This is a genomic window from Paraburkholderia piptadeniae (assembly GCF_900007165.1).
Lineage (GTDB): Bacteria > Pseudomonadota > Gammaproteobacteria > Burkholderiales > Burkholderiaceae > Paraburkholderia > Paraburkholderia piptadeniae.
On the sequence record NZ_CYGY02000042.1, the window covers coordinates 106018 to 132716 of the forward strand.

General features: G+C 64.5%; 24 protein-coding genes. 3 read left to right on the forward strand and 21 right to left on the reverse strand.

Going from position 1 to position 26699, the window contains the following annotated elements:
• Positions 1 to 831: 831 nt before the first annotated feature.
• The 20 genes from BN2476_RS22175 to flhD form a co-directional block, all read right to left on the reverse strand.
• Positions 832 to 1566, reverse strand: a complete 735-nt coding sequence (locus BN2476_RS22175) for an RNA polymerase sigma factor FliA (RefSeq protein WP_087736310.1) — start codon at positions 1564 to 1566, stop codon at positions 832 to 834.
• Positions 1567 to 1592: 26 nt separating this feature from the next.
• Complete coding sequence (locus BN2476_RS22180; RefSeq protein ID WP_087736311.1) at positions 1593 to 2462, reverse strand: MinD/ParA family ATP-binding protein; 870 nt, start codon at positions 2460 to 2462, stop codon at positions 1593 to 1595.
• A complete protein-coding gene (gene flhF, locus BN2476_RS22185; protein WP_087736341.1) occupies positions 2455 to 4371 on the reverse strand; it encodes a flagellar biosynthesis GTPase FlhF in 1917 nt (638 codons plus the stop codon). The genes BN2476_RS22180 and flhF overlap by 8 nt, the downstream gene beginning before the upstream one ends.
• Before the next feature lie 390 nt (positions 4372 to 4761).
• The gene (flhA, locus tag BN2476_RS22190; protein WP_087736312.1) at positions 4762 to 6864 is read right to left on the reverse strand and encodes a flagellar biosynthesis protein FlhA; all 2103 of its coding nucleotides are present in this window, start codon (positions 6862 to 6864) and stop codon (positions 4762 to 4764) included.
• Positions 6861 to 8069, reverse strand: a complete 1209-nt coding sequence (gene flhB / locus BN2476_RS22195) for a flagellar biosynthesis protein FlhB (RefSeq protein ID WP_087736342.1) — start codon at positions 8067 to 8069, stop codon at positions 6861 to 6863. The genes flhA and flhB overlap by 4 nt, the downstream gene beginning before the upstream one ends.
• 212 nt (positions 8070 to 8281) lie before the next feature.
• Complete coding sequence (locus tag BN2476_RS22200; protein WP_087736313.1) at positions 8282 to 9580, reverse strand: DUF3443 domain-containing protein; 1299 nt, start codon at positions 9578 to 9580, stop codon at positions 8282 to 8284.
• Positions 9581 to 9596: 16 nt separating this feature from the next.
• A complete protein-coding gene (locus BN2476_RS22205) occupies positions 9597 to 10154 on the reverse strand; it encodes a DUF2844 domain-containing protein (protein WP_087736314.1) in 558 nt (185 codons plus the stop codon).
• Between the two features lie 324 nt (positions 10155 to 10478).
• Positions 10479 to 11198, reverse strand: coding sequence for a protein phosphatase CheZ (gene cheZ / locus BN2476_RS22210; RefSeq protein ID WP_087736315.1), 720 nt, complete (start codon positions 11196 to 11198; stop codon positions 10479 to 10481).
• 1 nt (position 11199) lies between these two features.
• The gene (cheY, locus tag BN2476_RS22215; RefSeq protein WP_087736316.1) at positions 11200 to 11595 is read right to left on the reverse strand and encodes a chemotaxis response regulator CheY; all 396 of its coding nucleotides are present in this window, start codon (positions 11593 to 11595) and stop codon (positions 11200 to 11202) included.
• A 69-nt stretch (positions 11596 to 11664) separates the two neighbouring features.
• Positions 11665 to 12759, reverse strand: coding sequence for a protein-glutamate methylesterase/protein-glutamine glutaminase (locus BN2476_RS22220; protein WP_162497888.1), 1095 nt, complete (start codon positions 12757 to 12759; stop codon positions 11665 to 11667).
• A gap of 5 nt (positions 12760 to 12764) precedes the next feature.
• Positions 12765 to 13577, reverse strand: coding sequence for a chemoreceptor glutamine deamidase CheD (cheD, locus tag BN2476_RS22225; protein ID WP_087736318.1), 813 nt, complete (start codon positions 13575 to 13577; stop codon positions 12765 to 12767).
• Positions 13574 to 14515: a CheR family methyltransferase gene (locus BN2476_RS22230; RefSeq protein ID WP_087736343.1), complete on the reverse strand. Its 942-nt coding sequence runs from the start codon at positions 14513 to 14515 to the stop codon at positions 13574 to 13576. The genes cheD and BN2476_RS22230 overlap by 4 nt, the downstream gene beginning before the upstream one ends.
• Positions 14516 to 14648: 133 nt before the next feature.
• Positions 14649 to 16445, reverse strand: coding sequence for a methyl-accepting chemotaxis protein (locus tag BN2476_RS22235; protein ID WP_087736319.1), 1797 nt, complete (start codon positions 16443 to 16445; stop codon positions 14649 to 14651).
• A 155-nt stretch (positions 16446 to 16600) separates the two neighbouring features.
• The gene (locus BN2476_RS22240) at positions 16601 to 17125 is read right to left on the reverse strand and encodes a chemotaxis protein CheW (protein ID WP_087736320.1); all 525 of its coding nucleotides are present in this window, start codon (positions 17123 to 17125) and stop codon (positions 16601 to 16603) included.
• Positions 17126 to 17158: 33 nt separating this feature from the next.
• Entirely contained in the window at positions 17159 to 19480 is a 2322-nt protein-coding gene (gene cheA, locus BN2476_RS22245; protein WP_087736321.1) for a chemotaxis protein CheA, read from the reverse strand.
• Positions 19481 to 19558: 78 nt separating this feature from the next.
• A complete protein-coding gene (locus BN2476_RS22250) occupies positions 19559 to 19921 on the reverse strand; it encodes a response regulator (RefSeq protein WP_087736322.1) in 363 nt (120 codons plus the stop codon).
• Positions 19922 to 19990: 69 nt separating this feature from the next.
• Positions 19991 to 21160: a flagellar motor protein MotB gene (gene motB, locus BN2476_RS22255; protein WP_087736323.1), complete on the reverse strand. Its 1170-nt coding sequence runs from the start codon at positions 21158 to 21160 to the stop codon at positions 19991 to 19993.
• 27 nt (positions 21161 to 21187) lie between these two features.
• Positions 21188 to 22048 carry a flagellar motor stator protein MotA gene (gene motA / locus BN2476_RS22260; protein ID WP_087736324.1) on the reverse strand — a complete coding sequence of 287 codons (861 nt, stop codon included), beginning with the start codon at positions 22046 to 22048 and terminating at the stop codon, positions 21188 to 21190.
• A gap of 169 nt (positions 22049 to 22217) precedes the next feature.
• Complete coding sequence (flhC, locus tag BN2476_RS22265; protein ID WP_087736325.1) at positions 22218 to 22829, reverse strand: flagellar transcriptional regulator FlhC; 612 nt, start codon at positions 22827 to 22829, stop codon at positions 22218 to 22220.
• Between the two features lie 148 nt (positions 22830 to 22977).
• Positions 22978 to 23298, reverse strand: a complete 321-nt coding sequence (gene flhD, locus BN2476_RS22270) for a flagellar transcriptional regulator FlhD (protein ID WP_087736326.1) — start codon at positions 23296 to 23298, stop codon at positions 22978 to 22980.
• A gap of 117 nt (positions 23299 to 23415) precedes the next feature.
• Here flhD and BN2476_RS45635 point away from each other — a divergent pair, with 117 nt between their 5' ends.
• Positions 23416 to 23793: a hypothetical protein gene (locus tag BN2476_RS45635; protein ID WP_143811021.1), complete on the forward strand. Its 378-nt coding sequence runs from the start codon at positions 23416 to 23418 to the stop codon at positions 23791 to 23793.
• A 168-nt stretch (positions 23794 to 23961) separates the two neighbouring features.
• Positions 23962 to 25026: a glycosyltransferase family 4 protein gene (locus BN2476_RS22275; RefSeq protein ID WP_087736327.1), complete on the forward strand. Its 1065-nt coding sequence runs from the start codon at positions 23962 to 23964 to the stop codon at positions 25024 to 25026.
• Between the two features lie 295 nt (positions 25027 to 25321).
• Here the strand turns inward: BN2476_RS22275 and BN2476_RS22280 are convergent, their stop codons facing one another.
• Entirely contained in the window at positions 25322 to 25624 is a 303-nt protein-coding gene (locus tag BN2476_RS22280) for an H-NS histone family protein (RefSeq protein ID WP_087736328.1), read from the reverse strand.
• 286 nt (positions 25625 to 25910) lie between these two features.
• Between BN2476_RS22280 and aqpZ the strand changes: the two genes are divergently transcribed.
• Positions 25911 to 26660 carry an aquaporin Z gene (aqpZ, locus tag BN2476_RS22285; protein ID WP_087736344.1) on the forward strand — a complete coding sequence of 250 codons (750 nt, stop codon included), beginning with the start codon at positions 25911 to 25913 and terminating at the stop codon, positions 26658 to 26660.
• Positions 26661 to 26699 lie beyond the last annotated feature (39 nt).

A 26699-nucleotide genomic window follows, 5' to 3' on the forward strand; every position in this document is an offset into this window, starting at 1 on the left:
ACCGGTGCCTTTGGGTGCCGGTTTTGCTTTTTGCTTTTGTCTGCGACGCTGTTTGCTTTAGTGCTTTCAGCGTGCCGCTGGCATCCGCGATTGCGCCTCGCGGCGCGGGCGTTGCCCCTGTGCGGGGCGGCACCTACTTTTCTTTGCCGCCGCAAAGAAAAGTAGGCAAAAGAAAGCGGGCTCATACCGCCAGTCCTTGACCTTTACCCACGGGCTCTCAACGTCCCCATCCTTCATGCGGCAGTGTGTTAGCCGATGTTCGTTGCCAACGTCCTGGATAAACGCCTGACCCGCTTCAAGCACATGTGGCAGCGCTAAGGGCATCGAACGTTTCGGCGCCGCATGTCGGTAGTGAATGTGGGTTGCTGTGTCGTACAGGGCAACGCCCGCACTTGTAGCAGCATCGCGTAGCGCGTGTGTTCTGTGCGGTGCGAATGCCTACACACAGTTTGCCGCAAAGGGGTGTGAAGATCTGCGATGTCGCGGGCCGCAACGCGGGTGCATGAAGCAGGTGAGGCGCTTAAGTAGTGCGCTGGTAACGCATGTGGAGCAGGATGCTGTCGCGTGAAACACGGGGACGTTGAGAGCCCGTGGGTAAAGGTCAAGCACTGGCGGTGTGAGCCCGCTTTCTTTTGCCTACTTTTCTTTGCGGCGGCAAAGAAAAGTAGGTGCCGCCCCGCACAGGGGCAACGCCCGCGCCGCGAGGCGCATACGCGGATGCCAGCGGCACGCTAAAAAGACCAAAACAAAAAAGCAAAAAAGCCGACCTTAAAAAAGATCGGCTCTAGCAGAAAGAAAGAACAAGCCGCCCGCAGGGGCAAAAACAAAAAATCAGTTCGTCTCCGCCGAAGCCCAAGCCTGCTCGCGCAAGCGAGTCCGCAACCGTGCGACGGCCTGCGAATGCAGCTGACACACCCGCGACTCGCTGACCTCCATCACCGCCCCGATCTCGCGCAGATTCAAGCCGCGCTCATAGTAAAGCGACATCAGCAGCTTCTCGCGCTCCGGCAGCCGCTCGATCGCCTCGACCAGCGCGCCGCGCAAGCTCTCGTCGAGCAGCGCCGACAGCGGATCGGAGTGGTCGACGCAATAGCGGTCGAGAAACGGCTCGTCGTCAGCGGAACGATCGAAGTCCTCGTAGTAGATCAGCTGGCTGCCGTGCAGGTCCTGCAGCATCGACTGATACTCTTCGAGCGGCATCTTCAGATGCTCGGCAATCTCCGTCTCGCTCGCCGACCGGCCCAGCGTCTGCTCGACCTTGTGCACGGCCGTCTCGACCTCGCGCGACGTGCGGCGCAAGCTGCGCGGCAGCCAGTCGTTGCTGCGCAACTCGTCGAGCATCGCGCCGCGAATCCGCTGGCTCGCGTACGTCTCGAACTGCGCGCCCTGGTCTTCCTTGTAGCGGCTCGCCGCATCCAGCAGGCCAATCATGCCCGCCTGGATCAGATCGTCGAGGTCCACGCTCGCCGGCATCTTCGCGACGAGCTGCAAGCCGAGACGGCGCACCAGCGGCGCGTACTTCGTCAAAACGTCGGCCTGCGAAATCTTTCCTTGAGCGTTGTACATCGTGCTCCCCTTGTTCTTGCACGCCTTCAGGCGTGCTGCGCGGACGGTTGGTCGGCGAATTGCGCCGCTGTCACCGCCGCCGGCGGCACACTGTGCGCCCGTGACGAAATCGCTGGCCGCATCGGCCAGTACTGCAGTTCGGCTGCGATATGCCGAAAGTCGCGCGCAGCAGGTGCCGATGGGAACGCATCGACGACGCAGCGTGACAACTCCATGGCTCGCGCCATCAAAGGCTCGGATGAGACGCAGCCCGCCTCTTCCAGTGATACGGCGAGGTAGCGCCCCGCCACGCCCGCCAGGTTTTCAAACGCGACGTGCGCATCGGCGATGCTCTGCACGTGATTCATCAGCACGCGAAACTGCGCGATTGCATGCGAGAAGTGCAGACGCTTCATGCACGCGTATGCATCGGTGATTGCCTGCGCCGCGACGCGCGTGACGACCATCACGTCATGCGACTGACTCGCGAGCGCCGACAGCGCCCCCTCGCGGCCCACCTGCGCATCGATCAGCACGACATCGGCCGATCCGCTCAACACCACGCCCAGTTGCTCCTTCGTGCAGCTTTCGCAATTGCCGCGCGATGCAGCGAGAACCGCGAAGCCGAGCGCATGCCGCCCCGCCGCTTGTTCGAGCGTCATCTCGCCCCGCACCACCGCGGAGAAATTGCCCGTGCCCCGCACGCCGCCGAGCGTCGCGCTCACCGAGCGCTCGCCCAGACATTCGTCGATCACCAGCACGTCCTTGCCCTGCTCCGCGAGCGCCGCCGCGAGATTCACCACCGTCGTCGTCGCGCCCACGCCGCGCGTGCCGCCCGCTACCGCAACGACCCGCGAGCCGGTGCGCGCGAGCAGCCTCCGCAGTCCTTCCGCCTGATCCTGCACAAACTTATCCAAAGCGAACCTCATGCAGATCGGCGGTCGAACGGGCCGACAACGCCGACAGCAGCGCCGGCACGTCCTCGTCCTGCGGGACGAACGGCGAGTTGTCACGCGGAATGCAGAAAGCGCTCTTGATGAGGAATTTCTTCGTCGCGACGTACAGGTTCTCGGGCACCTTCTGTCCCGTCGACACGTAGTGCACGGACAGCTTGTAGCGGATCACCGTATCGAGCACCGCGCCGAGATTCGTGGCTTCGTCGAGCTTGGTCAGGATGCAGCCGGCGAGCGGCTGCTGGTCCGGCGCGTTCTGATACGCCTGCACGACTTCGTTCAGCGTGTCGCCATGGCTCGTTGCGTTCAGCAGCAGCAGGCGCTGGACGGGCTGGCCGGCGCGGCACAGCATCGCGATCTGGTCGGAGACGAGCCGGTCGCGCTGGCTCATGCCGATCGTGTCGATCAGCACGATATGTTTGTTGCGCAGCTCGGAGAGCGCGAGCTGAAGATCGGCGGTGTCCTTCACCGCATGCACCGACACGCCCAGGATCTTGCCGAAGATGCGCAGCTGCTCGTGGCCGCCGATCCGGTAGCTGTCGGTCGTGAGCAGCGCGACCTTGCTTGCGCCGAAGCGCATCACGCAGCGCGCCGCGAGCTTCGCCGTCGTCGTGGTCTTGCCGACGCCCGTCGGGCCCATCAGTGCGAACACGCCGCCGCGCTCCATCAGCGCGTCTTCGTTCTCGAGCACGGGCACGTTCGATTCGAGCACCGTCTTCACCCAATCGAGGCCCTCGTCCATGCTTTCGACGTCGGGAAGATTGTCGATGACCATCTTCACGAGCTGCGCGGAGAAGCCGGCTGCGAACAGATGCCTCGTCAAGGCCGCATGCGTCGGGCTGCGTCGCTGGCGATCGGCCCACAGCAGACCCGCGAACTGCTCTTCCATCATGCCGCGCATCGACGTGAGCTCGTTCATCACGGTCTCGTTGACCATCTGCTCGATACGCGATTTCACCGATTCCATCAGATCGGCGGCCGACTTCGGCGTCATCTCGGCGGCTGCGTTGCGGCGCGCGTCGGCCGAGTGGGCGATGTCGCCTGCGATTTCGTACGCGGCGTGCGGGTTCTTCTGCGATGCGCGGCGCGCGGCCAGTTGCGCGGCTTCGCGCGCCCACTCGGGCGTCGCCGCGTCGTTGACGGCCGGCTCGCGCGGATCGACGGGCGTGCCTAGGCCGCGCGCGATCGCGGCGGCGGGCGTCATCGTCGGATTGGCGGCGGGGACCACGTCCTTGGCCGCAATGCGACGCGCGTGATCGATCAGCCACGGATTCGTTTCGGCCATCGTGCGCGGACGGGCCGGCACTTCCAGCATCGCGGGCTTGCTTGCCACGGAAGGTGCAGCCGATGCATCCGCGCGCAGCTCGCCGCGCGATTCCTGGCGCAGTTCGACGCGCACGTCGTCGGTTGCGCGCGCAGCGTTCGATGCGCCCATCGGCTTGCTGTCGCTTGCCGTGCTTTCACCGGCGGCCGCCATCGTGCCTTGCGGCTCGGCCTTCTCTTCGCTCGCGGCGGACATGCGCTCGGTGCCCGCTTCCGGGCTCGCACCGAACACCGACGAGAACACGTCGGGCATTCCGCTCGCGTACGGATTGACGGGCATCGGCACGCGCGTGGCGGCGCCTGCGTTCATCGCGGGACCGGCTATCAGCGCTGTGCCCGCCGGCGCGCTTGCGCCCGTCGTGGTCAGCGCGGCGCTTTCCTGGGCGCGCGGCGCGATCGCGTTCAGATCCCGGTCGGCGACCGCGACGATCTCGACGGTCCCATCTTCATTCGTGCGATTCGACAATACGACTGCATCGGAGCCCAATGCCTCGCGGACGAGACGCAGCGCGTCACGACTCGTTGCACCGACAAATTTACGAATGTTCAAGCTGGTTCTCCGATGAGCAGCGCGGATCGGCGACATACCGTTTCCCGATGAAATGAATTATTGCGAAAGACGTCCACCGTCCATCGGGCAATAAAGACGGTGAAACGCTGGCAATTCACGCATTCGGCGCCTGCTCCGGAAGCCGGGAACGATCGTCGAAGCCGGCCGATCCGATCGGCAACGCGCAACGCTAACCAACTCCAACGGACGCGAAGCCTTGCGCATCAAGGCGCCGCGCGGGCCAGCCAAAGAGACTGGCCGCGCAGCGCGGACCGTCCTTCGAATCGGACGCCCTGTCCGCGAGACAGCGGCGGCGATCGTGGTGATCGTGGCGCTTGTGGCGTAGCGCCGCGAACGACCCGTGAGGACCGCACGCGAACGCGCTCAGGCTCACCCTTGCGTGCCGATCACGTTGACGACCCGCACATGCCGCGTATCGGGCACTTCCGCGTATGACAGCACCTTCAGCTGCGGCAGGCTGCGGCGCAGGAAGCGCGCGAGCATCGCGCGCAGCGAATGCTGGACGAGCATCACGGGCGCGAGACCGATGTTCTGCTGGCGCGTCATCGCCTTTTGCGTCTCCATCAGCAGCGTGTTCGCGAGACCCGGCTCGAGGCCGGGGTTCGCGCCCGTGTTGAGCGCCTGGCTCAGGAGCCGCTCCAGATGCGCGTCGAGCCCCATCACCTGGATGTCGCCATTGCCGGGGAACCACTGCTGCGTGATCGCGCGGCCCAGCGCGAGACGCACGGCCGCCGTGAGATCGTGCGGATCGGTGAGCTTCGGCGCGTGCTCCGACAATGCTTCGAGGATCGTGCGCATATCGCGGATCGGCACGCCTTCTTCCAGCAGGTTCTGCAGCACCTTTTGCAGCGTCGCGACGGGGATCACCTTCGGCACGACATCGTCGACGAGGGGCGCCGCGTCCTTCTGCATCCGCTCGATCAGCGCCTGCACTTCCTGGCGGCCGAGCAGTTCCGCTGCGTGCGTGACGACGAGGTGATTCAGGTGAGTCGCGACGACCGTGCTCGAATCCACCACCGTGTAGCCGTACACCTGCGCCTGTTCGCGCAGGTTCGTGTCGATCCAGATCGCGGGCAGGCCGAAGGCCGGGTCCTGGGTCGGCGTGCCGGGCAGCGCGGCCGTGACCTGGCCGGGATTGATCGCGAGCCATTGGCCCGGATACGCCTCGCCGACACCCACTTCGACACCCTTGAGCGCGATCCGGTAGCCGTTCGGGCGCAATTCCAGGTTGTCGCGGATATGGATGACGGGCGGCAGGAAGCCGATTTCCTGTGCGAACTTCTTGCGGATGTTCTTGATGCGCTTGAGCAGCTCGCCGTCCGAGTTCTTGTCGACGAGCGGGATCAGCCGATAGCCGACCTCGAGGCCGAGCGCGTCGATCATCGTCACGTCGTCCCAGCTGGCCTCCGCCGCTTCCGTCGGCGCGAGCGCCTGCGGCACGACATCGACGAGCGCGGCAGCCGTCTTGCTCCGCGCGGCGCGCTTCTTCATCACGCGGCCGAGCTGGATCGCGCCGCCGCCCAGCAGCAGAAACGCGAAGTGCGGCATGTTGGGGATCAGGCCCATCAGCACGAGGATCGAGCCCGTGATCGTCAGCACGCGCGGGTTCGTGAAGAGCTGGCCCGTGAGCTGGGTGCCGATGTCTTCGTCGGTCGCGACGCGCGACACGATCACGCCCGCCGCCGTCGAAATGACAAGCGACGGAATCTGCGCGACGAGGCCGTCGCCGATCGTGAGCAGCGTGTAGGTCTTGCCCGCGTCGCCGAAGTCCATGCCGTGCTGGACGATGCCGACGATCAGCCCGCCGATGATGTTGATCACCATGATCAGCAGGCCGGCGATCGCATCGCCGCGCACGAACTTGCTCGCGCCGTCCATCGAGCCGTAGAACTCGGCTTCCTGCGCGACTTCCATCCGGCGCTTGCGCGCCTGTTCCTCGTTGATCATGCCGGCGTTCAGGTCGGCGTCGATCGACATCTGCTTGCCGGGCATCGCGTCGAGCGTGAAGCGCGCGGACACTTCGGCGATACGTCCCGCGCCCTTCGTGATCACCATGAAGTTGATGACCATCAGGATGACGAAGACGACGATGCCGACCGCGAAGTTGCCGCCGACGAGGAAGTGGCCGAACGCCTCGATCACCGCGCCCGCCGCGCCCGGTCCCGTATGGCCTTCGAGCAGCACGATACGTGTCGACGCGACGTTCAGCGACAGCCGCAGCAGCGTCGAGAACAGCAGCACGCTCGGGAACGCCGCGAAGTCGAGCGGCTTCATCGTGTACATGCTGACGAGCAGCACCATCACGGAAAGCGCGATGTTGAACGTGAACAGCAGATCCAGCAGAAACGGCGGCAAGGGCAGGATCATCATGCCGAGGATCATGCAGATCAGAAGCGGGCCCGCCAGTGCCCGCAGGTTGGTGCCGTTCAGCGCTTCCGGCCGTCGTGAAAGGAAACCCGCGCGGGCGTTCATGCTGATGCTCCGTTACCTTGATTGTCGCCGCCGAGCGCATCGGCGGCTTCCTGGTCCGCTTCGTCGTCCGGCACGCCGCCCTTGTCCAGTTCCGGCGGAACGTCGAGCTCCGTCGGCGCGACAGGCGCAATGCCGCCGTCTTCCTTGAAGCGGCGCAGTTGATAGACCCATGCGAGCACTTCCGCTACGGCGCCGTACAGCGCGCCCGGAATCTCGCGATTCAGTTCGACGTTGTGATAGAGCGCGCGCGCGAGCGGCGGCGCTTCGAGCAGCGGAATGTTGTGCTCCGTCGCCAGTTCGCGGATGCGGGCGGCCACGAGGTTCACGCCCTTCGCGACGACCTTCGGCGCGCCCATCTCGCCGTCCGTGTATTGCAGCGCGACGGCGAAGTGCGTCGGGTTCGTCACGACAACGTCGGCCTTCGGCACGTTGGCCATCATCCGGCGCCGCGCCATCGCGCGCTGCTGCGAGCGGATGCGCGCCTTCACATGCGGATCGCCTTCGCTCTCGCGATGCTCGCGCTTCACTTCTTCCTTCGTCATGCGCAGCTTCTTGTGGAAGTTCCACAGCTGATACGGCACGTCGAGCGCGGCGATCACGAACATTCCCGCGACCGTCATCGCGCAGCACACGGCGATCAGATGGCCTGCATTCGACAGCGCCACGTGCAGCGGCTGCGTCGCGAGCGCGAGGATATCGTCGCGCTTGTGCCAGATCGCCAGTCCGCCGATCAGCCCGACGACGATGATCTTCGCGAGCGACATGCCGAGCTGGATCGACCCGTTGATCGAAAAGATGCGGCCGAGGCCCGTCACGGGGTTCAGACGCGCGAAGTTCGGCGACAGCGATTTGGTCGACAGCAGCCAGCCGCCGAGCGCCATCGGCGCGAGCAGCGCGGCGAGGCCCGTCAGCACGAGCATCGGCAGCAGCACGTAGAGGCCTTCGCGCGCGACGACTCCCGCGTCGGACAGCGTGCGCTTCGTATCGAAGACGGTTTCGTGATTGAACGTGAAGGCCGCGCGCAGCATCGTCTGCACGTGCTCGCCGATCATGCCGGACATGCCCCACGCGCCGAGAAACCCGGCTGCGACGAGCGCGAACGTCGCCAGCTCCCGCGAACGCGCGACCTGCCCTTCCTCGCGCGCCTTGTCGAGGCGCCGGGGGGTGGCTGATTCGGTTTTTTCGAGGTCGCTATCCTCTGCCAACGCGTTCTCCGGCTGCAAGGGCACCATGCCCTTTTTCAGTCAGAGCGATTATTCCCGCAGACGTCGAGAGGCGATTGGCGGATAAAGGCGGGGAAAGGGGGGTATTTCAAACGATGGGGCGGCATGAACATGCGCGGCCGGGGAACCGGAAGCGGCGGAACGTCCGCTTCCGTTCGACGCGCCGGCCCGCGAGGCTGCGGGCCGGCACGCGATCACAACGAGAACGCGACGAACGGCGCTTGCCCCGACGGGCGCTTGTCCATCCCGTAGTAGACGTGGCGGCCGAAGAAGAACGGCAGCCCGAGATCGAACGCGCTCAACGAGCCGATCTGCCCGCCGAGGTCGTTGAACGCGAAGTTGCTCCCCGCGCTCAACAGGCTTTGCGTATTCGCGACGTTGAGCAGCACGTCGCCCGTCACGCCGTTCGCGCCGACGAGCGTGACCGTGCGTTGCTGGGTCGTGCCCGGACAGTAGAACGACGCCGGACTGCTGCACAACGGCATTGAGCCGTCCTGGAAGAAGTAGCCGTTCGAGCCGCTGTCCATGAACGTGTTGGTCGTCGTGCCGTTGAACTTGCTGTTGACGAGGTCGCCGGACGCATCGGTCGTAAAGATCGTTATCCCCTGTTCCTGGCCGTTGTTCGACTGCGTGCCGATGCCGAACACGACCGTTCCCGTCGCCGATGCCTGGCCGCTCGCCGAGATGGGCGGCATTTGCACGATCACGCCGTTGTTGTCGGCGGGGAAGTTCGGCACCGGGTTGGCCACCTGCTTCGTCAGCTCCGCGAGCGTGCGCACGCAGTTCGTGCCGTTGCACGCGTAGTAGTTACTGAACTGCGCGACGTTGGCCGGGACCGAGCAGGCCGCTCCGCAATCGAAGGGCGCCACGCCGATGCCGATGATGCCGTTCGCGCCCAGCGTCTGCGCGGTGTTCTCGGCCGCGCCGTTGACGCAGCCGCCCGAGGGAATCGTCGAAGGGTCAAGGTCGCCGATCACCTGGATCGGGATGTTGCTCGCCACCTCGCCGCTGATCTGCACCGTCGCCGTGCGCGTCGTACCCCACGTGAAGCCGTCTGCGAAGTGCGTGCACTCGGCGAGCTGACCACCCGCTGACGCCTGCTGGATGGGCAGCGCGCTCGCGAGCGAGCCGAGCGCGGAATTGACGATGCGCACGCCGAACGAGCCCGTGTCGAGCAGCACATGGTCGACGGTCGTGCAGGTGTTGCTGCTCGGTGGCGTATTCGGCTGGCAGATGGTCACGCTGACCGTCGGTATGTTGATCAGGTTCGCGACGCCGCGGTCCACCGTCACGGCCGCCGTGTTCGGCGCATTGGCGGCAATCGGCTGCTGGTTGGGGCCGCTGTTGGCGCCCGACGAGGACGACGAGCTTCCGCCCCCGCCGCCGCCTCCACCGCCGCCGCATCCGGCGACGAATGCCGTCATCGAGACGACGCAAATGGCGAGCACGGCCTTTACGACGTGGATGGACTTCTCGATCTTCGCAAATCGCATGGTTCGTCTCCCGTCGTTACTTGATATCGGTGCCGCTTACGCCAGCCGGCAGTGCTTGCGGCAGGTAAGCCTGGCCGGAGAAAGCGCCCATATGGCCGCCCGAATGCACGACGAGCCCGCTCTCCTGCACGACGCCGGGGCCGTGTCCGCCGCCGCGCAACTGGCGTGCGTTCGTCACGCCCGCCACGTACTGCGGGAAATAACTGCCGAGCAGGTCGGAAAGGTCGGGCATTTGCGGCCCGCTCCACGCGAGGCCGAAGACGCTGCCCGCCGTCGAGATGTACTCGCGCACGACGGTGCCGTTGCCGAGCGTGGTCTCGCGCACCGTGTACGACGCGGAGGTGCTGGCGGAAGAAGACGAAGCGGACGCGGCGGAGCCGGCCGACGCGCTGCGCATCACGGCGACGCCGGACGGCGCGGGCACCGTCTGGGTCGTAGCGCTCGACCCTGCGGGCGGCGTCATCGGGCTGCCGCCCAGGGCGGCGCTGGCAGGCTGCGAGACGAGCAGGCCCGGCAGCGCGCAACACAATCCAAGCGCTGAAAAGACAGCGGCACGGCTGAAGCTAATCGACATGGTTATATTCCTCCCGCCAATCGACACCGGACAGTGCTAGCAGTTCACGGACCCGGTCGGTTCATTCAGGAGGAAACGGCGCGTCCGCACACGCGAGCGCCGTGCGTCAGACGGCATCGAGCGCCGTCCTACGCCATCCTCCCCCGGCCGTAAGTATGCCAGCGGTTGATGAAGTGAAGCGGTGTGCGACCGTTCGAGCGGGCACGCGGCGATGCAGTGAGCATCGATGCGAAAGTTGCCGAAACGGCGCTCACGGGTTCGCGCGTGCCGCCGCAGCGGGCAGGCCAGCCATGTCCTGGCCGGCCTCAGAAGAAGCCGAACGCCTTAGAAGCCGAGGCTGGCAAGCAGATCGTCGACCTGGCCTTGATCCTGCAACACGTCGGGCTTGCCTTCCGGGTTGATCTGCGGACCGTTCAACAGGCTCTGCGGGCTGCCTGTCGGCGAGACCGGGTCGTGTTGGGCTTCCGCCGCGAGCTGCGCCGCCGTCGCCGCGAACTGCTCGCGCCGCTCGGCCGCGATGTTGTCGATCAGCACGCCGAGAAGCTGTTGCTCGATCAGGTACACGACATCGGTGATCTTCTTGATGACCTGGCCCGTCAGATCCTGGAAGTCCTGCGCCAGCATGATCTCGAGCAGTTGAGCGTTGGTCGCCGACGTGATTTCGGGCACGCCGCGCAGAAACGCGCGCGTGTCGTTCATCAGCGCGCGCACTTCCTCGCGCTCGATGGGCGCCGAGTACCACTGCTCCCAACGCGCGTCGAGCGTGGCCGCGTCCTGCTGCAACTGCTCCTGCATCGGCTTTGCGACCTCGATCGACGACAGCACGCGCTCGGCCGCCTGCTCGGTCATCGTCGCGATGTATTTCAGACGGTCGCGAGCGTCCGGCACCGCTTCCGCCGCGCGCTCGACGTGCTTGTCGATCCCCAGCTCGCGCATCGAATCGCGCAGCGTGCGCGTGAGATGTCCGATGCGTGCGAGGATGCGGTCGGTCGCGAGGTCGGTGCCGTCTTCCCTGGCGCCTTGCTCGTTGATCGATGGGTTCACATCAGCTCCCGGCTTTCGCCATCTTCTCGAGGATCTTGTTGAGCTTCTCGTCGAGCGTCGCGGCCGTGAACGGCTTCACGACATAGCCGCTCGCGCCCGCCTGCGCGGCAGCGATGATGTTTTCCTTCTTCGATTCGGCCGTGACCATCAGCACGGGCAGATGCGCGAGCGACGCATCGGCGCGGATCTCCTTGAGCATCGCGAGGCCGTCGAGGTTCGGCATGTTCCAGTCCGAAATCACGAACTCGTAGCTGCCGCCGCGCAGACGCGCGAGGCCGGCTGCGCCGTCTTCCGCTTCGTCGACGTTCGAGTAGCCCAGTTCCTTCAACAGATTGCGGACGATCCGGCGCATCGTCGGAAAGTCGTCCACAACCAGAATCTTCATTCCCTTATCCATGTCCTGTTCCTTTTTCGAATCCAGATGGCGCGGTCACTGGCCCATCTCAATCATTTGGCCGAGGCCGCATCATACGCGCTGAACGCGATCACCCATTGCAGCAAGACGCGCCATCACGCGCCGGCTCATTTCCGACAGCGGCGCGATCTCATCCGCGGCGCCCATCGCGATCGCCTCGCGCGGCATGCCGAACACGATGCAGCTCGCTTCGTCCTGCGCGAGCGTATACGCGCCCGCCTTGCGCATATCGAGCAAGCCCGCTGCGCCGTCGCGCCCCATGCCCGTGAGAATCACGCCGACGGCGTTCTTCCCGGCATGCACTGCGGCCGAGCGGAACAGCACATCGACAGACGGACGATGCCGGTTGACGGGCGGGTCGTCTGACAGATGCGCGATATAGTTCGCGCCGCTGCGGGCCAGCAGCAGGTGAGCGTGACCGGGCGCGATGTACGCATGTCCCGGCAGCACGCGTTCGCCGTGCTCAGCCTCTTTAACGGTAATCCGGCACAAACCATTAAGGCGTTGCGCGAAAGATTTTGTGAATCCGGGCGGCATGTGCTGCGCGATCAGCACGGCGGGCGCATCGGGCGGCAGCGGCATGAGCACTTCGCGGATCGCTTCCGTGCCGCCCGTCGACGCGCCGACGATGATCAGCTTTTCCGTCGACACGAGCGGGTTGTTGAGGAGCGGCGCGTGCGGCGCGGCGGACGCAGCGGCCTGACCGGCTGCGGGCGCGTGATGTGCGGGCGCCGCCTGGCGCACGCGCGCGCGGGCAGCGGCGCGCACCTTGTCGGCGAGCTTTTCCGCGTATTCGAGCATGCCGTCGCGAATGCCGACGCGCGGCTTCGTGACGAAATCGACGGCACCCAGTTCGAGCGCGCGCAGCGTGATCTCCGAGCCGCGCTCCGTCAGCGACGACACCATCACGACGGGCATCGGGCGCAGGCGCATCAGCTTTTCGAGGAAGTCGAGGCCGTCCATGCGCGGCATTTCGACGTCGAGCGTCAGCACGTCCGGGTTGTGCTGCTTGATGAGTTCGCGCGCGACGAGCGGATCGGGCGCGGTCGCGACGACCGTCATGTCGGGCTGGCCGTTGATGATTTCCGTCATCAGGCTGCGAATCAGCGCCGAATCGTCGACGCACAGTACCTTGATCTTTTGCACAGCGCTCACGCCTCCTCTACTGTCCTGGCGTTGTTTGATTGAGTCGGGCGCGCGGACGCGCCGAATAATTCGATGCGCGGCTTCGCGCCGGCGGGACGTGCCGCGCCCGTGCCCGCATTCGGGCTTGTCACCGGATTTGCCCCCGTCGATGCGTTCGCGCCGAACAGCTCGATGCGCGGCTTGCCGGCAGCGGGCGCCGCGAACAACTCGACGCGCGCACGCGCCTGCGCGAGCCGCTCGGCGCGCGCTTCGGTCGTTTGCCGCGCGAGTGCCTGCTCGCGTTCCGCAACGCCTGCTTCCTGTTGCAGACGCAGCTTCTTGACCATCACCTGGCCCGTGCGCGGCATGAACGCGACTTTGCGCGGATGGTTGCCTTCCAGGTCTTCGGCGACGATGGGAATCTTTTCGAGCGCGAGATAACGGCGCACGAATTCGGAGTTGCGGTCGCCGATATTCATCGTCGTCATGCCCGCGAGCACGGCCGCGCCACCGAACACCTTCGCCTCGAAACGCTCGCGGCGGCCGCCCGCCTTGATCAGCTCGTTGATCAGCACTTCCATCGCGTAGGCGCCGTAGCGCATCGAGTCGGAAGCGGCCTGCGCGACATCGGCGCCGTCGTCGGGCAGCATGAAGTGATTCATCCCGCCGATCCCCGCCGTGCGATCCTGGATGCAGGCCGCCACGCACGAGCCGAGCACCGTGACGAGCACCATGTCCTGGTTCGTCGTGTAGAACTCGTTCGGCAGCAGCTTGACGCCCGGGCGCTTGAAGTGATTGTCGAAATAGAGATTCGTTGCGATCGGCAGGGTGCTGCTCATGCGGGCACCCCGCTCGTCGCGCCGTGGCTCGCCGCACGATGAGCCGTGCGCGCCGCGCCCGCATCGCGGGTCAGTTCGTAGACAGTTTGCCCGCGCAGACGGAACGCCTGCGTGACATACGTGAAGTTCTCCGAGTGGCCGGCGAACAGCAGGCCGCCCGGCTTCACGAGCGGCTCGAAGCGCGAGAGCACGTGCCCTTGCGTCGGCTTGTCGAAATAGATCATCACATTGCGGCAGAAGATCGCGTCGAACTGCGTGTTCAGCCTGTAGTCGCGCTCAGTCAGATTCAGTTGCTCGAAGCGGATCATCGCGCGCAGCTCGGGACGCACCTTCACCATGCCCGCATGCGCGCCCGTGCCCTTCAGGAAGAAGCGCTTGAGCCGCTCCTGCGACAGGTGCTTGACCTGGTCGAACTGGTACATGCCCGCCTCGCCTTTGGCGAGCACCTGCGTGTCGATGTCGGTCGCGAGCACGCTCGCCTGGCGCGCGGCCTGCTCGCCGAGCGCTTCGATCAGCGTCATCGCGATCGAATACGGCTCCTCGCCCGTCGATGCCGCCGAGCACCAGACCGACACGGGCCCCGGACGGCGCGCGACGAAGTCGGCGAGAATCGGAAAGTGATGGGCTTCGCGAAAGAACGCGGTGAGGTTCGTCGTGAGCGCATTCGTGAACGCTTCCCACTCGGCGGGGTCGTTGTCCGATTCGAGGAGGTCGAGATATTGGCGAAACGAGTCGATCCCGCGCGCGCGCAGACGCCGCGCGAGCCGGCTATACGCCATGTCGCGCTTGTGATCCGACAGCGAAATGCCCGCGCTGCGGTGAATCAGCTCACGAATGCGGGCGAAATCCGCCGACGTGAATTCGAAATCGCGAGCCTGTTCGCCGGGTTTCGCCGGCTCTGCCCGTTCAGGGCGTGCTCGCGCGCGCGTTGCCATCATGATGTTTTCCGTCTGCCACAGCGAGCGCCGCACCGCCCATCGATCCTGCTCTTGCCGCTGTTGCGTTCAATGTTGCCTGCGTTGTCGCCGGCACTGCGTGTGCCGGCAATCTAACCGATCCATGTGTCGTTCGTCAGAACGTTTCCCAATCGGCGTCCGACGTGGAAGCTGCTTTCGCCGTCTGACGCGTGGCGGGTTCCGCCGGCGTCAAGGATGTCTTTCTGACGGCCGGTTCGACGCGCGCGGGTGCGGGCGCTGCCGCTTCCGTCTTCGCGACGGCGGCCTGAGCAGGCTTCGCCGCATGCGCGACGGCCGCCTTCACACGGCTCTTCGCTGCGTTCACGGACGGCGTAGCCGCCGCGCGCACCACTTGCGCGCCATTCACGTGCCAGTGCCCGATTGCCGTCTGCAACGAGCGCGTCTGCTCTTCGAGCGACGCCGCCGCTGCCGCCGCCTGTTCGACAAGCGCCGCGTTCTGCTGCGTCACTGCATCCATCTGCACGACGGCGCGGTTGACCTGCTCGATGCCGCCCGATTGCTCTTCCGATGCCGCGCTGATCTCGCCCATGATGTCCGTCACGCGGCGCACGGCCTGCACGATTTCGTCCATCGTCGTGCCCGCGCGGCCGACGAGCGCCGAGCCGCTTTGCACCTTGTCGGCGGAGTCGCCGATCAGCTCCTTGATTTCCTTCGCCGCGCTCGCGCTGCGTTGCGCGAGGCTGCGCACTTCGCCCGCGACGACCGCGAAGCCGCGGCCCTGCTCACCCGCGCGCGCCGCTTCGACGGCCGCGTTCAGCGCGAGAATGTTCGTCTGGAACGCGATGCCTTCGATCACGCTGATGATGTCGACGACCTTGTTCGAGCTGGTCGCGATGTCCTGCATCGTGCTGACCACCTGGCTCACCACTTCGCCGCCGCGCGTCGCGATGTCCGACGCGTTCACGGCAAGCTGGCTCGCCTGGCGCGCGTTTTCGGCGTTCTGGCGCACGGTGCCCGTCAGCTGCTCCATGCTCGATGCCGTTTCCTGCAGCGAGGCCGCCTGCTGTTCCGTGCGCTGCGACAGGTCGGTGTTGCCCATCGAGATCTCGCGCGCGCCCGTGTCGATCGACTCGACGCTCGCGTGCATCGACTTGAGCATCGTTGAAAGGCTTTCCTGCATCTGACCGACTGCCCGGAAGAGGCGGCCGATTTCGTTGGTGCCCGACGTGTTCACCTGCTGCGTGAGGTCGCCCTTCGAGATGCGCTCGAAGCACGCGATCGCGTCGTTCAGCGGCTGCACGATCATGCCGCGCAGCGCGAAGCGGATCGCGATCACCAGCACCACCGCGAGCACCACGACGCCGATGATCAGCGCGCGCATCGTCGCGATCTGCTCGCTGGCGCTCGTCTGCTGCTGCTCGGCGTGCGCCTGCAATGCCTTGACCATCGGGCTGGCTGCGTCGTCAAACGCGACGAACAAGGGGCTGATCTTCGTGTCGGCGATCGCGTGATAGCCGGACAGGTCGCTTGCGCGCAGTGCGGTCAGCTCGGGCGTTACGCCGTCGTTTATCAGCGACGCGCGCTTCGCGACCAGGGTGTCGACCAGTGATTGATCGATGCCCTTCTTCGGGGTGTTCAGGAACGCCTGCCAGTTTTCGTTCGATTTGCCGAGCAGAACGGCCGCACGGTCGATGGCCTGCTTCGATTGCTCGATCTCGCCGGCCGCCGTCAGCGCGTTGACGCGGTCGAACGTGACGCGCGCGCGCAGCAGGTACGACGACGAATCGTTCAGCGTACGGATCGCCACGATGTCGCCGTCCGCCATGCTGTCCAGCGCTTCGCCCGAGTGGCTCAGTGCTGTGAGTCCAAGCGCCCCGACGATCACTGTCAGCGCAACGAGAATGATCCCCACGACCGTCAGCGTCGTCCGGATCGACCATCTGCTCAGCATTTTCTGCTCCCTGATTTTGCTGTACCGGAGGTGGTAGCGCTGTAGCGCTTGCTCCGGTCCCCATGCATGGCTGTCAACCAGAGTTGGCGCTTTAGCGGCTTCCTCTGGTCCCATGCATAGCTGTCGTTCTTGCAGCGTTCCTTCAGCCCGTGTGACTAGCCGAGCGTTTCCATCAACGCCATTTCCCGGCTGGTCATCAGCTTCTCGATGTCCATCAGGATCAGCATGCGACCGTCGACGGTGCCGAGGCCCGTCAGATATTCCGCCGTCAGCGTCGCGCCGAACTCCGGCGCGGGCATGATCTGGTCGTTGGCGAGCGTCAGCACGTCGGAGACGCCGTCCACGACCATGCCGACCACGCGGCCCGCGACGTTCAGAATGATCACGACGGTCTGATGGTCGTACTCGACGCGGCCGAGGTGAAACTTGATGCGCATGTCGACGATCGGCACGATGATGCCGCGCAGATTGATCACGCCCTTGATGAAATCCGGCGCGTTCGCGATGCGCGTCACGCTTTCATAGCCGCGGATTTCCTGCACCTTCAGGATGTCGATGCCGTACTCTTCGGCGCCGAGCGTGAAGATCAGGAACTCCTGACCGCCCGCGTCGGCCTGCGCGTCGCGGCGGCCGTTCGAGCCGGCCACGCCGCTCGAATTGATGGATTGGACTTCTGCCACGTTAGCCCCCAAACAGTTGGGATGAGTTGAATATCAGGCGAACGCGAGCGACGCGCCGTGCGATGCCCGCGATTCGCGATTGAGTGCCGCCACGTCCACGATCAGCGCGACGCTGCCGTCGCCGAGAATGGTCGCTGCGGAAATGCCGTGCACCTTGCGGTAATTCGTTTCGAGGTTCTTCACCACCACCTGCTGCTGGCCGACCAGTTCGTCGATCAGCATCGCGAACCGGCGTCCTTCCGTCTGCATGATGGTGACGATGCCCTGTGTCGGATCGGTGCGCGCGTCGTCGACCGAGAACACTTCGTGCAGCGCGACGAGCGGCAGATATTCGCCGCGCACGCGCACGACGCGCTCGCCGTTCGCGACTGTATAGATGTCGTCGGCGCGCGGCTGCAGCGACTCCATCACGAAGTTCAGCGGCAGAATGAAAATCTCGCTGCCTACCTTCACGGACATGCCGTCGAGAATCGCCAGCGTGAGCGGCAACACGATGCGCGTCGTGCTGCCCTTGCCCGCGTGCGACGTGATTTCGACGTGGCCGCCCATCGCCTGGATGTTGCGCTTCACCACGTCCATGCCGACGCCGCGGCCCGACACGTCCGTCACCTGCTCGGCCGTCGAGAAACCCGGCAGGAAGATCAGGTTCCAGACTTCTTCGTCGGTCATCGTGTCGCTGACGGCCATGCCCTGCTTGACCGCCTTCGCGAGAATCTTGTCGCGGCGCAGGCCCGCGCCGTCGTCGCTCACTTCGATCACGATGTTGCCGCCGTGATGCGCCGCCGACAGCACGAGTTGGCCCGTCGAATCCTTGCCCGCGGCCTTGCGCGCTTCGACCGTTTCGATGCCGTGGTCGAGGCTGTTGCGCACGAGGTGCGTGAGCGGATCGATGATGCGCTCGATCAGGCTCTTGTCGAGTTCGGTCGCCTGACCGAAGGTGACGAGTTCGACCTGCTTACCGAGCTTCGACGCCAGATCGCGCACGAGGCGCGGGAAGCGGCTGAAGACGTAGTCCATCGGCATCATGCGGATCGACATCACCGCTTCCTGGAGATCGCGTGCGTTGCGCTCCAGTTGCGCCATGCCGTTGAAGAGACGGTCGTGCAGCGCCGGGTCGAACGTGCTGGTCGTTTCGGCGAGCATCGCCTGCGTGATCACCAGTTCGCCAACGAGGTTGATCAGCTGGTCGACCTTCTCGACGCCCACGCGGATCGAGCTGCCTTCGCCCGCATTCGCGGCGGCCGCCGGACGCGCCTTGCGATCGCCCTCGGCGGATGCGTGCGCAGCCTTCGTTGCGGCCGCTGCCGGCTGCGGCGCCTCCGCGGCGGGTGTCACGATTGCGGCTGCTGCAGGCTGAACGGCCTGCTCCATAGCCGGCTGAACAGCGGGCTGAGCGGCGGGCTGCGCAGCCACGGCAGGCGCCGCCGCTGCCGAAACCGCCGGCTGCACGACCGCGGCAGGCGCCCCCGCGCCGCCGCTCGCCATGCCCCCCGCAGATGCCTGCGCAACCGGCGCGGCTTCGGGCGCGTGAGGCGCGTCCTGTTCCGCGTCGTTGGCCGGCGCCGTGCCGCGACCGATTTCGATCTGACTTTCGTCGATCACGAAACAGCACACGGCGACAATGTCGTCGGACGACACATCGGATTCCAGCCACAGCGTGATGTCGCCGCCTGTCTTCACCTGCCCGACGATTCGGCCCAGGTTGCCCAACTCTTCGGTCAGGAGTGCCTGGTCCTTTTCCCCAACGCCCCGTAGCGTAATTTTCAGATGGGGTCCTGCGGCCGCATCGGATGGCGCAGCGCCGGTCTTTGCCGGTTCGTTGCCTGCCCATTCGCCTGCGGCTTGTACTGCCTGTTCGACCACGTGTTCCGGCGCATGTCCGTTCGCGGCCGGTTGCGGGACGGCCGGTGCGGCGGGCGCTCCCGCCGGTGCCGGTGCAGCGGCTTGCGCGGGCGCCTCCCCACGGTTTTCCGCGTTCAGCCTTTCGAGCTTCGCGCAGATCGCGGCCGCTACGGCCGCATCCGGCTCGGCGCTCGCGCGGTAATCGGCGAGCTGTCCCGAGAGCACGTCCTTCGTTTCGAGGAACGTGTCGATCATGTCCTTGCGCAGCACGAGCTCGTTGTTGCGCGCGCGGTCCAGCAGCGATTCGAGAATGTGCGTCGTCTCGGTCAGCGCCGTGAAGCCGAACGTCGCCGCGCCTCCCTTGATCGAGTGGGCCGCACGGAAGATGGCCGCCAGATCCTCGGGATCGGGCTGGCCGACGTTCAGATTCAGGAGCAGTTGCTCCATCTGCGCGAGCAGTTCGTCCGCTTCGTCGAAGAACGTCTGATAGAACTGAGTGATGTCGAGTGTCATGCCTGTGTCACCGCGAAAGTCCTGTCTGGCTTGCTATGCCACTTCCATTTGTCGTTTGCCGCCTGCCCGCCGCCGCGCTCAGCCGAGCGCCGCAACCAGTTCGGTGAGCGTGTCGGGGTCGAGCGGCTTTTCGATCCAGCCTGTCGCACCCGCGTCGCGTGCCGCAGCCTTGAACGGCTCGCCGGATTCCGTCGTCAGGACGAGGATCGGTGTCGTGCGATAAGTGGGATTGCCACGCAGCGCGGCGATCAGGTCGAGGCCTGTTCTACCCGGCATGTGCTGATCGGTCAGCACGAGATCGAACGGCATTGCCAGCGCGTTTTCGAGCCCTTCGTCGCCGTCGGCCGCGAGCGTCACCTGATAGCCGGCACCCGTCAGCGTCGCGGCAAGGATTTGCCGCATCGCTGCCGAATCGTCGATTGCCAGAATGTGCCTGATCATTGCATCCTCACTGCGCTCACGATGGATCGCGGCCGCGCCGTCCGGGACGCGTCCGCGATCCGCTGTCTGTCATTGCGTCGCCGTTCCAGGCGCCGCGCCCTTGTCGGCCACGCTTTGCTCGGCCACGCTCGCTTCGACCGCGCTGTTCTCCTTCGCGTCAGGCGCCGCGGCCTGAGGCGACGGCGGCGGCGAAGCGGATTGCGAGCTGGGTTTCGCTCCGTTCACGCCGGATCGCAAGGCCGGTTGTGACCCGGGTTGCGGCCCGGATTGCGGAGCGGGCTGCGTGATCTTTTGCAGCAGCGGCTTGCCGGCGCCGGCCGCGTCGTTCGACAAGGTGGTCGACGACGTGTCGTCGTGCATCATTGCTTCTTCCGACCGCTTGTTCAGGACGATGATGCTGATGCGCCGGTTCTCCGGATCGAGCGGATCGGCCTTGTTCAGGTTCTGCGTCGACGCGAGGCCGAGTACGCGCAACACCTTGGTCTCGTCCATGCCGCCCGCGATCAGCTCGCGGCGCGATGCGTTCGCGCGGTCCGCGGACAGCTCCCAGTTGCTATAGCCCTTGTCGCCGCCCGCATACGGTACGGCGTCGGTGTGGCCCTGCACGACGATGCGGTTCGGCACGTCGTTCAGCGTGTTGCCGATCGCTCGCAGAATGTCGCGCATGTACGGCTGGACGACGGCCTGCGCGGTCGCGAACATCGGGCGCTTTTGCGTATCGACGATCTCGATGCGCAAGCCTTGCAGCGTCGAGTCGATGCGAATCTGCTGCTTGAACTGGCGCAGCACGGGGTTCGCTTCGATCGCGGCCATCAGCTTCACCTGCAGGTCGTGCAGGCGCACCTGTTCGTGGCGCTCGACGGCGCCCTGCAACTGCTGCAGCGCCTGGTCGTCGGCGCGCATCGCCGTGTGCTCGGCGCGGTTCGTCGAGCCGTCGCTCTGACGCGTGATGCCGTCCTTGTCGGTCGAAATGTCGCGGCCACTCGCTTTCATCATGCTCGAATCGACGGCGCTGCGGTCGCCGCCCCACAGCGTGATCTTCAGCGGCTGATTGAAGTAGTCGGCGATGCCCTTCAGCTGCACCGTCGATGCCGAGCTGAGCAGCCACATCAGCAGAAAGAAGGCCATCATCGCGGTCATGAAGTCCGCATATGCGAGCTTCCACGCGCCGCCGTGATGGCCGCTTCTCTTCGGCGCACCGCGTTTAACAACGATTGCGCGGTCCTTGTCCTTGCTCATCGCCCGATTCCTCGCCCGTGTCCGCCGTTACTTCGCCTTCACGCGGCGCACGTGTTCTTCCAGCTCGGCGAACGACGGGCGTTCGGTCGAGAACAGCACCTTGCGGCCGAATTCGACGGCGATGGCTGGCGCGTAGCCGTTCAGACTCGCGAGGATCGTGACCTTGATGCACTGGAACATCTTGGTCGACTCCTTGACGCGCTGCTCGGCGACGCTCGCGAGGGGACTGATGAGGCCATACGAAAGCAGAATGCCGAGGAACGTGCCGACCAGCGCCTGCGCGATCATTTCGCCGAGCACAGCGGGCGGCTTGTCGGCGGAGGCCATCGTGTGCACGACGCCCATCACGGCCGCGACGATACCGAATGCGGGCATCGCGTCGCCGACCTTCATCAGCGCGTGCGCGGGCGCCTCGCCTTCGGCGTGATGCGTTTCGATCTCTTCGTCCATCAGGCTTTCGATCTCGAACGCGTTCATGTTGCCGCCGACCATCAGGCGCAGATAGTCCGTCAGGAATTCGACGATGTGATGGTCCGCCAGGATCTTCGGGTACTGCGTGAAAATCGGGCTCTTCTGCGGATCGTCGATATCCGCTTCGAGCGTGAGCGTGCCCTCCTTGCGCGCCTTCGCCAGCAGGACGTAAAGGAGCGCCATCAGCTCCATGTAGACGTCCTTGTTGTACTTGGCGCCCTTGAACAGCGTTGGAATCACGCGCAACGTAGCCTTGATCGTCTTCATCCCGTTGCCGAGGATGAACGCGCCGAGACCCGCTCCAGCGATCATCAGCACTTCGACGGGCTGCAAGAGCGCGCCCAGGTGGCCGCCCTCCAGCGCGTACCCGCCGAAGACGGACAACAGCGTAACGAGTGTTCCCACGAAAATCAGCACTGCCGAGCCCTCACGAAAATCGACGGAGACCGTCGTTATTCAGGTTTACGGCAAACGATTGGAAAACTTTGGCGGATTGAATTCCGGGGCGGGGCGGTGTTAACCAGAGGACGCGCAAGCGCGTGCAAATCAGCCGCCACGCATGCAAATCATGCCGCTCGGCGCGCGCTCACCGGGACGCCTCGGCACCGCCCGGCAGGGCTTCCGCAGCCACGCCGGACAGCTTGCCGACGGGCGCTTGCGTTCCGCCGCCGTGGGCGTCAGCGGCTTTGCGGGTCTTGCCGGCGCGCGACGGCGGCGCGCACAGCCCGCATACGAAGTCTCGATACGGGTCGTGCGTGTGCGCGACAAAATGCCCGCGGCAGCGGGTGCAGGGCATCGTCCGCAGCATGCCGGAGTCGAAGAAGCGCACCAGCGTCCATGCACGGGTGAGACTGAGCACCGGTTCGTCGAGGTGCAGCCGCACGTGTTCGAGATACAGGCGGTACGCCTTGACGATCGAATGGATCGTCTCGCAGCCGCCTCGCTGCGACATGAACCGGTAGACGTTGTAGAACAGCGAAGAGTGTATGTTCGGCTGCCACGTCATGAACCAGTCCGTCGAGAACGGCAGCATGCCCTTGGGCGGCGACTCGCCTTTCACTTCCTTGTACAGCCTGGTAAGCCGGTCGCGCGACAGCGTCGTTTCCGCTTCGAGCAACTGCAGGCGCGCGCCGAGTTCGATCAGTTCAATCGCCAGGGTGATCTCCCTGACTTCGAGCACCACGCTTTTTTGTGCCATCCGCCTCGCTTCCCGCGTCCGTGGCCCGTTTCGCCTTTTCGGCGCGCGATGCTGCGCGCTCCGGCGGGAACGGTGAAAGAGCGCCGTCGCCGGCGCGCGTAGGATTGCGTCTGTCTGCGTGTCTGCGGCGCGTGCGCGCCGGCCGGCGTCAGCCGATCTGCTCGACAGGCTGTCCAGCCATCAGGATTGCGGAATGCGCCTGGGCGACGACGCTCGCTTTGCCCTTGTCGGCAAGCGACGAGAGGATCTGGTGATCGTCGAAGCGGAAGCGGCACAGCAGCTGGTTCGACGCAGCCAGTTTGACGGTCTGCGCGAGCGACAGATTGGCGAGCACGTCGGCAAGCTGCTCCGAGATGCCCATGCGGAACATGCCCATTGGCTTGTCTTCGCGCAGCAGGCGCTGGGCAAGCAGCAGATACGACAAGTTCACTTCCCTAATTTCATTGAGCATGTCGCTTTGAGCGCTCATGAATCCCCCGGTTCGATCTGGCTGGTCAGGCCTATGTAAAACGTTTGCTCGCTCGCGTTAAAAAAATGCGAACGGCACGCTTATGGTCAGCATGCATTTTCTCGAAAGGGCCAGCCGATGGGAATCGGACATCCGCCTCAATTGGTTGACGGAAAAATCCAGGATTTCTGTAGGTCTTTTTCCTACAAATTTTCGACGCGGAATCTGAAGCGGCATAAAAGCGCATTGAAAGCGCCGGCCGCCTGCACGCAAGTGCGTGCAAAAAGATTGGGAAGCGGATTATGCGCTCATATCTGGAAGCCAACCAAGCAATTTCGCGCCAATACGTTCGGCAATGCACAATTACGTCGGACGAAAGCATGGCGCAACTTGCTGCGCCATCTGGCGCAAAGTGCGGGGGATATTGTCTGGATGCCGGTCACGGCGAGCATTCCGGTAGCATCCGTACACTTATTACGCATCATGTTTCGCGCTGTAACAACGTTAAGTGTTTGAAAAATAGCTCGAATTGGCGCGCCCGATCCCGATAATGGCACTAGGGATAACCCGATTGGGCTTCCTGCCACGGGCGGCGGCACACCGCGCCCAACCGTCCGACAGGCTTCCGCTTTTGCCATACGCCAGGCAGCGCCGCGCGAAGCCCTCTGCACAAGGAGATCACGCATGCGAATCGCACAAATCGCGCCGTTGTATGAAGCTGTCCCACCGAAACTCTATGGCGGCACAGAACGCGTCGTGTCGTATCTGACCGAAGCGCTGGTCGATCTGGGTCACGATGTGACACTTTTCGCGAGCGGCGATTCGATGACGTCCGCGAAGCTCGAAGCCGCGTGGCCGCGCGCGCTGCGTCTGGACCCGACGATCCGCGACGCGCTCGCCCCGCACATGCTGCTGCTCGAGCGGGTGCGCAAGATCGCGCACGAGTTCGACGTGCTGCACTTTCACCTCGACTATCTGCCGTTCCCGCTCTTTGCGACGCTGGACACGCCGTTCGTGACGACGCTGCACGGCCGTCTGGATCTGCCGGAACTGCAACCGGTGTTCGACACGTTCACGGACGCGCCCGTGGTCTCGATTTCGGATTCGCAGCGTCTGCCGCTGCAGCAGGCGAACTGGCTCAACACGATCTACCACGGCCTGCCGGACCAACTGCTCACGCCGCAAAGCCACAAGAAGCCGGAATACCTGGCGTTCCTTGGCCGCATCTGTCCGGAAAAGCGCGTCGATACAGCCATCAAGATCGCTGCACAAAGCGGTTTGCCGCTGAAGATCGCCGCCAAGGTGGACAAGGTCGATCAGGAATACTTCAAGACGGAAATCGAGCCGCTGCTGTCGCAGGCGCACGTTGAATTCATCGGCGAAATCAACGAGGCGCAGAAGCCGGAGTTCCTGTCGGGCGCGAAGGCGCTGCTGTTCCCGATCGACTGGTCGGAGCCGTTCGGCCTCGTGATGATCGAGTCGATGGCGTGCGGCACGCCCGTGATCGCGTTCAACCGCGGCTCGGTGCCCGAGGTGATCGACCACGGCGTGACGGGTTTCATCTGCGAGGACGTGCAGGGTGCCGTGGCAGCGCTGCAGCGGATCGACGAACTGTCTCGCAGTGAGATCCGCTCGCAGTTCGAACGCCGCTTCAGCTCGAAGATCATGGCGCAGAACTACGTCGACAGCTACACGGCGCTCCTCGAAGCAACGCGCCGCCCGATGCTGCGTCGCGTGGCGGTGGGCTGATCGTCATCGGTCAACTGTGCCGGAAGGCGTAATGGACACGTAAATTCTTCACGTCAATCGTTTGCGCGACCGTTCAAGCCTTCCATTTGAATCGCTTCCAGAAAAAAGCCGCCTCACCGGGCGGCTTTTTTATTGCAATCGGTCCAAACTCGACCGGCAGTGGAAACGCTTTCTTAAATGCGTTTTAACGTAATCAGTGTGTCCTCGTGCCTGGACGCCTTTACGCACATTTAGCGAATCCGCGCGTGGCGCATACAGCCTGATCACCTTCAGGCGGCTTTCATCGTCTGACTGATTACGCCTCGCTGATCAGAAAGCGCTCACGGTTTTTGCCGGCAATCCATTTGGGCGGTTTTCCCCGACCGCTCCACGTGCTCCCCGACTTCGGGTCCTGATACTTGGCGGGCAGCGGCGTCTTCTTGGGCGGGCGTCCGCGGCGGGCCGCCTCCACAAAACCAAGGTCATTGGCGCTCAGTCCGTATTCCGCGATTTTCTGGCGGATTTCGGCAATCACATTGCCGACTTCATGACGGCGCGCTTCGTCGGCTTCTGCCTGCAAGCGAGCGATTTGCGCCTTGAGATCTGCGTATTGCGACATTTGGGCTCCCCTCTTTTTTCTAAAGTGGTTAGCACGGAGATTAGCCCGTGCAAACGAATTTCGCAATGGAGATGAATGCGTCTATCAAAAGTTTTCGTCTGAGTAATTTATTAAATCCGGTTGAATCGTTCAAAGAGCCCGCGCTTTATCACGAAATAATTCCGCGTTCGTGAATGACAATTCTTGACACTCCATTTCCGCAACGTTGCTTAAAATTTCCGCTCGCAAGCGCCTGAAGCGCGCTTCACATCCTTGAATTTCCACGTACTTATTAGGATTGCACACGATGAATCTTTTCAAGCGCCTTGCGGCGGAGCTGTTCGGTACCTTTTGGCTCGTTCTCGGTGGCTGCGGAAGCGCCGTCCTCGCGGCAAATTTCGCAGGTCCTGTTCATGGCCTCGGCATCGGTTTCGTGGGCGTGTCGCTCGCGTTCGGTCTGAACGTTCTGACGATGGCTTATGCCATTGGCCATATTTCCGGTTGTCATCTGAATCCTGCGGTGAGCGTCGGGCTGACCGTCGCTGGGCGCTTCCCGGCGCGCGACCTCGTACCTTACGTCGTCGCGCAGGTGATCGGCGCTGTGCTCGGCGCCTACGTGCTGTCGGTCATCGCTTCGGGCAACGCGGACTTCCATCTGGTCTCCAGCGGTTTCGCGACCAACGGCTACGGTGAGCGCTCGCCGGGCCACTATGCGATGCCGGCTGCATTCGTCTGCGAAACGGTGATGACGGCATTTTTCCTGTTCGTGATTCTCGGCTCCACCGACAAGCGTGCGCCCGCCGGCTTCGCGCCTATCGCGATCGGCTTGTGCCTGACGCTGATTCACCTGATCTCGATTCCCGTCACCAATACGTCGGTGAATCCGGCGCGCTCGACGGGTCCGGCGCTCTTCGTCGGCGGCGCTGCCGTCGACCAGTTGTGGCTCTTCTGGGTCGCGCCCATCGTCGGCGCCGTGATCGCGGGAATCGTGTATCCGCTCGTCGCGGGCGATACGCGGCAATCCGCAGACACGCAAGGTGCGCGGGCCACGGCCTGAAGTCCGTTGATCCGTCTAATCCGAAGTTCCTCCCTTTCT